Origin of the sequence: Pseudomonas triticicola (assembly GCF_019145375.1) — a bacterium.
Classification (GTDB): domain Bacteria; phylum Pseudomonadota; class Gammaproteobacteria; order Pseudomonadales; family Pseudomonadaceae; genus Aquipseudomonas; species Aquipseudomonas triticicola.
The window spans coordinates 279797-291709 of sequence record NZ_JAHSTX010000002.1; the positions used below are offsets into that span (position 1 = coordinate 279797).

Annotated in this window: 8 protein-coding genes; 5 read left to right on the forward strand and 3 right to left on the reverse strand. The window is 61.4% G+C overall.

Translation table 11 applies throughout. From position 1 onward, the window contains the following. Window positions 1–19: 19 nt before the first annotated feature. The 5 genes from KVG85_RS23100 to KVG85_RS23120 are packed head-to-tail and all read left to right on the forward strand — an operon-like array spanning window position 20 to window position 9375. Window positions 20–1732: a DUF2138 domain-containing protein gene (locus KVG85_RS23100; protein WP_217865129.1), complete on the forward strand. Its 1713-nt coding sequence runs from the start codon at window positions 20–22 to the stop codon at window positions 1730–1732. After that, window positions 1717–2367 carry a DUF1175 domain-containing protein gene (locus KVG85_RS23105; protein WP_071173713.1) on the forward strand — a complete coding sequence of 217 codons (651 nt, stop codon included), beginning with the start codon at window positions 1717–1719 and terminating at the stop codon, window positions 2365–2367. The genes KVG85_RS23100 and KVG85_RS23105 overlap by 16 nt, the downstream gene beginning before the upstream one ends. Then, window positions 2364–6938, forward strand: a complete 4575-nt coding sequence (locus KVG85_RS23110; protein WP_217865130.1) for an alpha-2-macroglobulin family protein — start codon at window positions 2364–2366, stop codon at window positions 6936–6938. Before KVG85_RS23105 ends, KVG85_RS23110 begins: the two co-directional genes overlap by 4 nt. A 1-nt stretch (window position 6939) precedes the next feature. Next, on the forward strand, window positions 6940–8559 hold the full coding sequence (locus KVG85_RS23115) for a DUF2300 domain-containing protein (protein WP_217865131.1): 1620 nt from the start codon (window positions 6940–6942) through the stop codon (window positions 8557–8559). A 3-nt stretch (window positions 8560–8562) separates the two neighbouring features. Further along, window positions 8563–9375, forward strand: coding sequence for a YfaP family protein (locus KVG85_RS23120; RefSeq protein ID WP_217865132.1), 813 nt, complete (start codon window positions 8563–8565; stop codon window positions 9373–9375). An 87-nt stretch (window positions 9376–9462) separates the two neighbouring features. Here the strand turns inward: KVG85_RS23120 and KVG85_RS23125 are convergent, their stop codons facing one another. The 3 genes from KVG85_RS23125 to ppa all read right to left on the reverse strand — a co-directional run bounded on the left by KVG85_RS23125 (window position 9463) and on the right by ppa (window position 11818). After that, window positions 9463–9816, reverse strand: coding sequence for a hypothetical protein (locus tag KVG85_RS23125; RefSeq protein WP_225926891.1), 354 nt, complete (start codon window positions 9814–9816; stop codon window positions 9463–9465). A gap of 407 nt (window positions 9817–10223) precedes the next feature. Next, on the reverse strand, window positions 10224–10970 hold the full coding sequence (locus KVG85_RS23130; protein WP_073475694.1) for a S24 family peptidase: 747 nt from the start codon (window positions 10968–10970) through the stop codon (window positions 10224–10226). A 320-nt stretch (window positions 10971–11290) separates the two neighbouring features. Next, window positions 11291–11818, reverse strand: coding sequence for an inorganic diphosphatase (ppa, locus tag KVG85_RS23135; RefSeq protein ID WP_003205933.1), 528 nt, complete (start codon window positions 11816–11818; stop codon window positions 11291–11293). Window positions 11819–11913: the final 95 nt, after the last annotated feature.

The following is an 11913-nucleotide window of genomic DNA, read 5'->3' on the forward strand; positions in this document are numbered from 1 at the left end:
GAACTCGGATGTTGTGAACATGAGCGATAACACTGTGACTCCAGCTGCCGCGACACCGGCGGCCAAACCTTCGCGGCGCTGGCCGCTGGTCGTGCTCGGCCTGTGCCTGGTGGCCGGTGTGGCGGGCGGTTTCGGCTGGCTGCTGCTCAAGCCCAAAGCGCCGCCGGCGACACTTGCCAGTGACAAGCTCGGCCTCGGCCGTCCAGACGCCTTGCTCGAAACCCGTTCACTGAGCCAATTGCCCAAGGACCTCCTGACGGTGCCGTTTCTCAAGGCCACGCTCACCGAGGATTTCGTCTTCTATTACGAAACTCACGCCGACCGCCTCGGCCTGATCGGCAGCCTGCGGCGGATCATTTACGAGCATGACCTGAAGTTGCAGGACAGCCTGATCGAGCAGCTTTTCGATCAACCGGCCGATGTTGCGCTGTGGCGTGGCGCCGATGGCCGCTTGAAGGATTTCCTGCTGGTGATGGATCGCGGCGGATTGGCCAAGCTGCTCGAGCCGTTGGCGAAAGTGGCGCTGGATGACACTCAGCTCAGCATCTTCGGCACTCTCAAAGTCGGCGGCGATGACGTGCCGCTGTATCAACTCAGCTACAACGCCAGCAGATCACTGCTGTTCGCGTCGCGCGGCGACAAACTGGTGGTGTTGTCCAATCCAGCCAAGTACTACGACCCCGAGAGCGGTGTCTCGGAAGAGTCGGGCCGCGTTTCCGCGCAAGCGCTGGCGGCGTTGCTCAACGGTGAAAAACTCTTCCCCGAAGCGTTCGGCTTGCCAGCGAAAAACCCGGAAACCAAGCAGCGTCTGTCGGTCAATTCCAGCGTGCTCGCGATGGGCTATCAGCGCTTCATCCCGAATTTCGCCGGGCTGCGTTTCGACATGGACGACAAGGGCTGGCACAGCTATCTGGCCATGGATGAACTGGAAAACCAGCCGGACTTCGATTTCAAACCGGTCTGGCAGGCGATGCCGTTGGGGGCGAGCGCTTGCGTGACCCTGCCGGTGGCGGCCGAGCCGCAGAAACCGATATTGATGAAACTCGGTGCCGATGAAACTGTTGCGCAAACGCTGACCGAACACGTCGCTGGCGCGGCCGGCCTGTGCTGGTACGCCGATTCGCGGTTGTACACACCGCTGCTGGTCGCCAGCCTAAAAGACGAGGACAGCAGCAAGCTTGACGGTGATCTGGGCAAATTGTTCGGCTCAATGGTCGGCGCGTTCGAAGCGAATGTCGCCGAAAGCGTATTCCCGGTGATCGACAAGCAGGAAGGCCAGAGCCACGTCTGGCAGCGTCAGGTCAGTTCCAGTTTCGGTCCGTACGCGGCGAAGACCGCTGAAAACCCGGAGGCGATTTCCGGCAAGGCGTTCATGAAAGTCAGCCTCGCCCGTCATGGCTCGACGCTGCTGTTCTCCCTCGACGACAAACTCGTCGACAAAGCCCTCGGCACCCTCGACAAGCGCTTCCCGCCGATGGCCGACGTGCTGCCAAAAGACGTATTGATGCCGATCTACTTCGGCCCGGATGCGATGGCGCAACTGATGCAGCGCGAAACCCTCGACAGCCTGCCGCAGGACATGGAACCGGTGTTTTATAACGCTGCGCAAACCTACCTGATGCCGAAACTGCGCACCCTCGGGGGCTACGGCAAATATGCCCTGACCCTGCCTGAAGGCAGCGAGCCTGACGGCCACTGGCAATGGCTGCCGCTGGAATGGAAAGCGCTGTGAGCGCACTGATCCGCAGCCTCGGCTTGCTCGCGTTGCTGCTGAGCGCAGGCGCCCGTGCGGTTGAAGCTCCAGCGCTCGATCCGGCGCAATCCCAGGTATTCCGCGCCTGGTTTGTGCGTATTGCTCAAGAGCAATTGAGCCAGGGGCCGAGCCCGCGCTGGTATCAGCAGGACTGCGCCGGGCTGGTGCGCTTTGCCGCCAACGAAGCGCTGAAAGTCCATGACGACAAATGGCTGCGCAGCAATGGTCTGTCCAATCGCTATCTGCCGCCGGAACTGGCGCTGAGCGACGCGCAACGCAAGCTCGCGCAACAGTGGCAGCAGGGCGGCGGCAAGGTCGGGCCGTACGTCAACGCGATCAAACTGATTCAGTTCAACAGCCATCTGGTCGGCCGCGATGTGTCGCAGGCGCGGCCCGGTGACCTGATGTTTTTCGATCAGGGCGACGACCAGCACCTGATGATCTGGATGGGCCGCTACATCGCCTATCACACCGGCACCACCACCCCCACTGACAACGGCATGCGTTCGGCAAGCCTGCAGCAACTCATGACATGGAAGGACACCCGATGGATACCCGACGCAGCCAACCCCAACTTCATCGGCGTCTATCGACTGAACTTTCTCTCCCAATGACCGGTGCCCGCATGTTGCGTATCTGTTCACGAATTTTCTTGCTGTTGGCGTTGTTGCTGCCGTTTACCTGGGTCAACGCCGAAGACTCGGTGGAGCCGAGCAATTACACGCCGGTGGCCGGTGAGAGTTTCTTTTTGCTTGCCGACAGCAGTTTTGCCAGCGACGAGCCGGCGATGGTCCGCCTCGAGGCCCCGGGTCGTGACTACCGGCGTTTTCGCATGGAGCCGTACGGCGGCGCCGACATTCGCGTATACCGCATCGACAAGCCGCTGGATTTCCTCAAGCGCCAGAAGAACCTGCATCGCGTCGTCAGCGACGGCCAGTTCAAGGGCGAAGGTCTGTCCAACACTCTCGCCTATCTGTGGGACAACTGGTATCGCAAATCCCGGCGGGTGATGCAGCGTGCGTTCTCCTACGAGTCGCGCAAGCAGGTCACCGAAGAAGTGCCGGAGCTGAAAATGGGCGAGGCCATGGCCGCGCCGACGCCGTACGAAGCGCAGCCGCAATTCGCGCTGATCCCGGGTCTGCCGGTGGTCAGCCAGTTCCGTTATCCGCTGTGGCAGGCCAAGCCTATCCAACCGCCGGCCGGGGTCAATCTGGCCGGCTCGTCCAGTGACTTCGTCAGCGTCACGCCGGGCAACGTTTACATCCCGTTGGGTAACCTGAAGCCGGGGCTGTATCTGGTTGAAGCGCTGATCGGCAAGTACCGCGCGACCACCATGGTTTTCGTCTCCAACACCGTCGCGGTGAGCAAGATTGCCGGTGATGAACTGCTGGTCTGGGCCGCGCGCAAACACGAAGGCAGCTCGGTGCCGAAGGTCAATGTGCTGTGGACCGATGGCCTCGGCGTGATGAGCAGCGGTGCTACCGATGCCGACGGTTTGCTGCGCCTGAAACACGTCAGCCCGGAGCGCTCGTTCGTCATCGGCGAGGACGAAGAGGGCGGCGTGTTCGTCTCGGAAAACTTCTACTACGACAGCGAAATCTACGACACCAAACTTTACGCCTTCACCGACCGGCCGCTGTATCGTCCGGGCGATTGGGTGTCGTTGAAAATCGTCGGTCGCGAGTTCAAGAATGCCCGTGATTCGGTGCTGCCGGGCGCGGCGGATGTCAGTGTCAGCGTGCTTGATGCCACGGGGACCGAATTGCAAACCCTCGATCTGAAACTGGATTCCAAGGCCGGTACTCAGGGCCGTTTCCAGTTGCCGGATAACGCCGTGGCCGGTGGTTACGAGATCCGTTTCAACTACAAGGATCAGGCCTATAGCAGTGCTTTCCGTGTGGCTGAATACATCAAGCCGCACTTCGAAATCTCGCTGAATCTGGCCAAGCAGGATTACCGCACCGGTGAGCCGGTGAAAGGCAGTCTGGTGTTGCTCTACCCGGACGGCAAACCGGTGGCCAACGCCAAATTGAGCCTGAGCCTGCGCGCCCAGCAACTGTCGATGGTCGACAACGAGCTGCAATACCTCGGGCAATTCCCGGTGGAGCTGACCAGCACCGAACTGACCACCGACAGCAAGGGCAACGCGACCCTCGATTTGCCGGCAGCCGATAAACCGAGCCGCTACATGCTCACCGTGTTCGCCAGCGACGGCGCGGCTTATCGGGTCAAGACCACCAAGGAAATCCTCATCGACCGTGGCGCGGCGAGTTTCCGCTTGAGCGCGCCGCAGCGTTTCAGCGCGGTCGGTGACAAGGTTGCCTTCAGCTACGTGAATGAGGGTGGCACCGAACAGAGCAAAGCCGTGACGCCGAGCAGCTACGCCTGGGTGCGCCTGGAAGACCAGAGCACCGGCGAAGGCAAACTCGCCGCAACGGATAAAGGTTTCAGCCTCGCTTTTGAACGTCCGGGCACCTACAACCTGACGCTGAAGGATCAACACGGTCGCGTCCTCGGCGCCACCGGCCATTCGGTCACCGGCGACGGTGTGAAAGCGGTGCCGGGCACAGTGGAAATCGTCCTCGACAAACCCGAGTACAAGGCGGGCGAAGAAGCGCTGGCGCTGATCACCTTCCCTGAGCCGGTCAGCGATGCATTGCTGTCGCTGGAGCGCGATAAGGTCGAAGCGACCGCGCTGCTGGCCAAAGGCAGCGACTGGCTGAAGCTGGAAAAACTCAGCGACACTCAGTACCGCGCGCGGATCCCGGTTAAGGACAACTTCGCGCCGAATCTGACCTTCTCCGTGCTCTACACCAAGGGCGGTCAGTACAGCTTCCAGAACGCCGGGATCAAAGTGGCCGCGCCGCAAATCGACGTGGCGATCAGCACCGACAAGGCAATCTACTTGCCGGGCGATACGGTCACGGTCGACCTGACCACGCAGTTCGCCGGCAAAGCGGTGCCGGCGCATCTGACGGTCAGCGTCGTCGACGAAATGGTTTATGCGTTGCAACCGGAAGTCGCGCCGAGCATCGACCAGTTCTTCTATCACCCGCGGCGCAACAACGTGCGCACCAGTGCCAGCCTGTCATTCATAAGCTACGACGTGGCATTGCCGGGCAGCCCCGGCGCACCGGGCAAGGCCAATCGCAGCGAACGCGGCGTGAAGGTGCTTGAGCGTCCGCGCCGTGAAGACGTCGACACCGCTGCATGGCAGCCGGAGTTGTTGACCGGTGCTGACGGCAAAACCCGCTTCACCTTCAAGATGCCGGACTCGCTGACCCGCTGGCGCATCACCGCGCGGGCGATTGCCGATGACGGTCAGGTCGGGCAGAAGAAGCAGTTCGTCCGTTCGGAAAAGCCGCTGTACCTGAAGTGGAGCGGGCCGAGCAAATTCCGCAAGGGCGATCAGCCGCAACTGGGCGTGTTCGCTTTCAGTCAGGCAGAGAAACCGGTCAAGGCGGAACTGGTGACTCACTATGCCGGTACCGAACAACGTCTGCCGGTGACTTTGAACCGCGGCATCAATTACCTGCCACTGCCGGCGTTCGCTTTGGCCTCTGGCGAGTGGACGGCGGAGCTGGTGCAGGATGGCAAAGTCGCCGATGCCCTGGCTGTGCGCTTGAGTGCCACCGGTGAAGGCTGGCAGGTCACCCAGACACAAAGCCTCGACGTGGTCAGCGGCGATACGCCGTTGAGTTTGCCGGCGGATGCCACGGATATCCGCCTGCGTCTGGATGACAGTCCGCAAGCGCTGTTCCGTTCCGCCCTCGATGATCTGCTGAGCTACCCGTACGGCGGCGTCGAGCAGACGGCCAGTCGCTTGCTGCCGCTAAGCATCGCTTATCCATCGCTGGCCTCGAATCCGCAGATTCGCGATCGCTTGCGCCTGATCATGCAGAACAGCCGCCTGCGTCTGGTGCAAATGGCCGGGCCGTCGGCGAGCTTTACCTGGTGGGGCTACGACGGCGAGCCCGATGCCTTTCTCACCGCCTATGCCTATTACGCCGACTGGAATGCCAGCCGCGTACTCGACCTGACCCTGCCGCCGGAGCACTGGCAGCGGGTGCTGGAGGTTTATGCCAAGCAAGCGCCGAATACGCCATTGCTGCAACGGGCGCTGATTCTGTCGTTCGCCAAACAGATGCAACTGCCAGTGAACACGCTGCTCAGCGGTTTGATCGACGATCTGGCCAAGGCCGGTGAAGGCGCTGCCGAAACCTTGCTCGACGACGGCCAGGACAGTCTGGTGATGAACGACCCGGATTCGGCGCTCGGTATGGCGGCGGCGCGGGTACTCACTGCATCGTTGGCGACGCAGGCGAAAGTTGCTTTGCCGGAGGCATTCAATCGTCAACTGGGCGCAGCGCAACAACGTCTGGCGGCCAGCTCGCAGCCCTTCGTCGAAGCGCTGAACCTGTCGCTGCAACCGTTTGATCAGGCCCGTGCGACGGCGTTGTTGCAACGCCTGTTGCCGCAGCAATCGACGCTGGAACGTGCGCTGGCGCTGACCTGGCTGCAACGCAGCATCGCTCAGGCCTCGCCGACCATCGCGCTGATGCCGGGTGAAGGCTGGAAGAAAAACTACGGGGCCAGCGGCGAGATGTACTGGACATGGCAAGGCGCGGCGCCGCTGCCGAGCGTGCTGAGCGTGTCCGGCACGCAAGAGCGGCCGCTGCGTGCAGCACTGAGCTTCCAGACGCAACAGCCGCAGGTCGATCCGATGGGCGTGACCATCACCCGGCGCCTGTCGCGTTTGGTGCCGGGCGACGAAGCGTTCACCTTCAAACTCGAGCCGGTCGGCACTAAGCCGCTGTCCAGCGACAGCCTGTACCTGGACGAGGTGATCCTCACCAGCAAGGCAGCGAAACCGCTGCGCTACGGCATGCTTGAAGTGCCGCTGCCACCGGGCGCGGATGTCGAGCGCACGACGTGGGGCATCAAGTTGCAGGGCAAGGACGGCACCGAACCGACCGCGCTGGAGAAGGCGCGTTTCGAACCGGGCCAACTGGCTTACGCGGTGCCGGTCGACGCGCTGAGTGGCGAGTTGCGCCTGCGTCATCTGGTGCGCTTCTCGCAGAAGGGCCAGTTCAACCTGCCGCCGGTACGCTTCAAGCAAGTGTATGCACCGCAGCATCAGGCCCAGGAGGCGAAAGCCGCCCTCGGTCAGGTCACGGTCAACTGACATGCGCCGGCCGCTGTTGTGGCTGCTGATGGGTGTGATGCCTGCGCTGGCGACAGCGCAGGACGAGCCGTTGCGCGTGGCCTATCAGGGCGAGTTGTTGTCGTTGAGTCAGACGCAACTGATCAAGCGCGAACCGTTGCCAGCGTCGCTGGATGCGCCGCTGGGCAGTCTGTGGAAGTTGTTCGTCTACGCGTGGCTGGTGGATACCGGTGCCCGGGAACCGGCTTATGAATGTCGCGGGCAGTCCAGAGAAGAAGTTTATTGCTGCTCGGCGGGCGGCAAGATCGAGCGGGATCAGGCACTGGTAAAGTCCTGCGGTCTGTATTTCGAACCGGCGCGGTTGGGCATTGCAGCGACGGATTGGCGAGCGTATTGGCAGGCGCGGCAAGCGCCGACGTGGTTGCTGGATTTGCCAGCTGTGCAACCGGCAACAAGGGTTTCGGTTGCCGAGTTATTGAGCGTTCTGGCGTTGCTGCCAGCGCAGGAACAGATGCGCCGCGTGCTGCTCGATGTCGTACTGAACGCGGCGGACGGCAATGTCGCCGGCGAGTTGGGCGGACGCCTGCGGGTGAAAACCTGGAGCTGGCTCGGCGACCAGGATGCACAATCGCGGCAAGGTGGATTCGCCGGCTGGAGCGCCGACGGCGCGCCGATCTGGGCGGGTGGACGCGGTACCAGTCAAATGGTTCTGCGTCATTACGCTCAGGCGCTGGCCAGCGTGTTGCCGACGGCGTGGCCAGCGGACACGGGGCGTTGTGTGGAAGTCGGGCTGTTCTCGAAATATCCAGTTTCCAAGGTTCTGGTCGGGGATCGTGTCGCTACGTCCGGGCCATTGCGCGGCGACTACCGCGTCGAATTCGCCAACGGCAATGCGCTGGACATCCACAGCGATGGCGAACTGTTTCTGCTCAACGACAAACTCGTCGCAAGGCTTGATCGCGAAGAATATGTCGCCCGCGTCCTTGAGCGCGAAGCCAAACCGCAACCCGCCGAAGCCGCCAGGGCGCTGGCCGTAGCGATCCGCACTTATCTGCTGCAAAACGCCACGCGCAACGGCGATTGCCTGAGCATCGACGACAGCAGCAATCGCCAGCGCGTCGCCCCGCGTCCAGCCTCGGCCGAATCACGCAACATCACGGCGTGGACGGCGGATCTGGTACTGGCCGGCAGCACCGTCACCTATCACTCCGACCAGCCCGGCCCGGACAGACTCGCCTGGCAGCAAGCCGTCGAGCAAGCGAACGCTGGGCAGCGCTACGACGCGATTCTTCTGAACGCCTATCCACGCGCCAGCCTCAGCCGTTGGGACAACCCGGTCGCCTCCTGCGAAGCATTGCCCGCCGCGCAAGACTGGCTGCAGAAGCAGCGGCGCGGCTGGCGTCCGAGGCTTGAAAGCGAAACCGGCTACAACGAAGTCAGCACTTTCGCCGTATGCAAACTCGCCTTCGGCCGGCCCTTCGTCGACCGTGAGCGTCAGCGCATTTATGTGCGCGGCGTGCTGACCCTGCAGGATCGCCTCGATCTTACCCACGAATATCTGCACCTGGCCTTCGAAGCACACCCCAACGGCCAGGATGAAACCTACATCGAAGGGCTCGCCCGTCACCTTTTGCTGGAATAGACCATGACACTCCGTTATCCACAGGTCTTGCTGCTGCTCTGTGCCCTCAACGTACTGCCGCAAGCGTTCGCCGCCGATGGCGTCAAACTCGACACCCCGGTGGGCGGCTGGCGCAGCGGCGCTCCGCAAGGCGAGGGCGAGAGCTTTCGCCAGACCGTCAACTACCCGGCCTCGTCGGTCAACACACCGCTTGGCCAGGCCAATACCGCCAGAATCAGCGGCCAGATCAAAGCCGTGCCGAAGAACAACGAACCCGGCCGCCTGATCGTCAACGGCGTCAGCATGCCGCTGAAAATCGACCCATCCGGCGGCTTTGATCGCCCGTTCTCCTTCCCCAATGGCAGCAACAGCGTCGAAGTGCGCAGCGCCGACGGCCAGCAACGCCACCGCACGCAATTCCTCAACGCCCGCGGCGGCGCCACCCCGGCCAAACTGCGCGTGCTGCTGGCCTGGGACAGCGACGGCACCGACCTCGACCTGCACCTGATCACCCCCGATGGCGCCCACATCTGGTACGGCAACCGCGTCGCACCCAACGGCGCCGCCCTCGACGTCGACGTCACCACCGGCTACGGCCCGGAAATCGCCGCCATGCCCGCGCCGATCAAGGGGCAGTATCTGGTCTATGTGAATTATTACGGCGGCGGGTATCGCGGAGATGACGAAGGTGGGGATGAAGCGGTGCAGGCGCTGACCACGGCGCAGGTGACGGTGATTACTGAAGAAGGCACGCCGAGCGAGAAGATGGAGACATTTGTAGTGCCGATGCGGACGGCGGGGGAGCTGACGTTGGTGAAGTCGTTCAGTTATCCGTGAATCCGGCTAATCAGGAAAAACGCCGCAAAGCGCGTTGCCCTGATAACCATGCACAATCGGCCCCAGCATCATGAACGGGCCGCAGGCTTAGAACGGCGACGGCACCGTTTGTTTTGAATAGAGCAAAACAATTTCATTGCCGGACTCGTCACTGCCAAAGGACTGCTCGGAATACGACGTACACACGGGCAATTTCAGCGGAACAGGAATGATCAACGCCCAAACCGTGATGCCACACCATTCACGGGTAGGCGCTGATTGCGCGGTTCGGGTAATCGCTGGCGTGAGCGAACGAGCACTTAGAGCTTTGTACTCGTCAGTTCTGAGTGTGGTTTTCTCAGGCAAAGCCACGATGGCACCGACGCAGCCTGAGAGATAAAAACTCATCGCAGCGATCAGGATGACCGGTCCAAGCAGTGTGAAACGAGGGGCGAATCGCACGTTTTAACTTCCTTGTGAAGCGTTTCGGAACAGTGGTGCCCAGCTTGTTCGATTCCTTCCAAGCGAGAGGCGTAGCCTTTTTGCAGGCATTAAAAAGCCGGCTTGTGGCCGGCTTCTCGGGGACTGGCTTGGTATATTTTTGGTAAACCGCGCCAGCCTTCAAAACGTACATCCGGATCTGCGTCCGGCTGTGGGACTTGGTCAGACGTTGGTCTGCCGCGTCAGGCGTCATCCGAGCCGCTGGGCGGGTCGATGCGCGAATGTGGGGCGCAGGATACTGAGTTTTGCTTTGGATTCCCAGCCTCAAGTGCGGTTTAGAGCGACTGAAGCGGTACAAACTCGGGATTTGTACCGGTTGTCAGGGCCTCTTCGCGGGCAAGCCCGCTCCCACAGGTTCTGGCAAACAGTCATAGAAACGGCACCACCGGCCGGCGCTTTCCCAGTGTCGACCACCAGAATACCCAGCCAAGAATGTGAATCCGCTGCTCTTCGATCTGCGCCGGCCGGAAAACCTCGTCGGGGTATTCGGCGCTGTTGTGGCTGCGCATGCGCAGGCCGTTGCCGGGCATGCGGTGCAGGTATTTGATGCGCAGCATGCCGTCGTGTTCTACGGCGTAGATTTCGCCGTCGACGACCTGGGTCAGACCGCGGTCGATGGCGACGATGGAGCCGTCTTCGATGCGATCGGCCATGCTGTTGCCGATCATGTGCGCGCAGATGGCGTTGGCGTGCTGGATGTCGAGTTGATCGAGGTGGGCGCGGGGCAGGCGCAGGGATTGGTCGGGGTCGAGGATGACGTGGGTTTTGCCGTCGCCGTTGGCGATCGGGGTTTCCTTGAAAAATGCCAGGTCAATGTCGCTGGGGTTGATGACGGTGTAGACGCCGCAGATGGACTGGGCATCGAACGTGTCGCCGTTGCTGGCGGGTGGGTGCAGGCGCGCGACCTCCTTGACGCCTTCCCCGGTTTTCAGCCATTCACTATTGACCGACAACAGGCGTGAGACTTCTTCCATGCGATACGCCGGGACGCCCCGGGTGTACCAGTTATGAACGTTTTGGGCTTCCGTGCCCCAGAACCTTGCGAAATCCGTGGTGCTGATGTTCGCTGCTTCCAGGAGTGCCTTGAATCGTGGACCGCTAGTGTTCTTTCTCATAAACACGGAGTCTACGGCCGGACTAGAGCGGTTTGAATAAACCGGGCGTTCAAAAAAAGCCTGTATTTTGCGACGGGATGTAAGACGTACTTGTGGGAAATTAAACAGATTAAAACTGCATGTAGGAATTTAAACGGTTTGTTTAGTCGGGCTTTTTCAAGAGCCCCTCACCCCAACCCTCTCCCGGAGGGATAGGGGGCCGACCAAGGTGTATTTCGAGTTACATCGACCTGAACAACCGAGTCGATTATGCAGACGCCAATAACAAAAAACCCCGGAAATCCGGGGTTTTTTTCAAGCGTCACGCAAAGCGCAATGGCTTAGCCCTTGTAGGCGGCAACCGACTTGGTGATCGCTTCGCGGGCGGCGTCTGCACCGGCCCAGCCTTCGATCTTGACCCACTTGCCCTTCTCGAGATCCTTGTAGTTCGCGAAGAAGTGCTCGATCTGCTGGATCAGCAGTGGCGGCAGGTCGGTGTATTCCTTCACGTCGACGTACAGCTGCGACAGCTTGTCGTGGGGCACTGCGATGACTTTGGCATCGCCGCCGCCGTCGTCGGTCATGTTCAGGATGCCGACCGGACGGGCGCGGATTACCGAGCCTGGCGCTACCGGATAAGGAGTCACGACCAGCACGTCGAGGGGATCACCGTCGTCAGCCAGGGTGTTCGGGATGTAACCGTAGTTGGCCGGGTAGAACATTGGGGTGGCCATGAAACGGTCAACGAACAGGCAATCGCTGTCTTTGTCGATTTCGTATTTGATCGGCGCGTGGTTGGCCGGGATCTCGATCGCGACGTAGATGTCGTTCGGCAGGTCTTTGCCAGCCGGAATCTTGCTGTAGCTCATTGGGCGTTGCCCCCGTAGTTGACCAAAAACACTTGGCCGGATTGACCAAAAAGTGGCGGCGATTATAGGCACATTCCTACGCCGACGCCACGTAC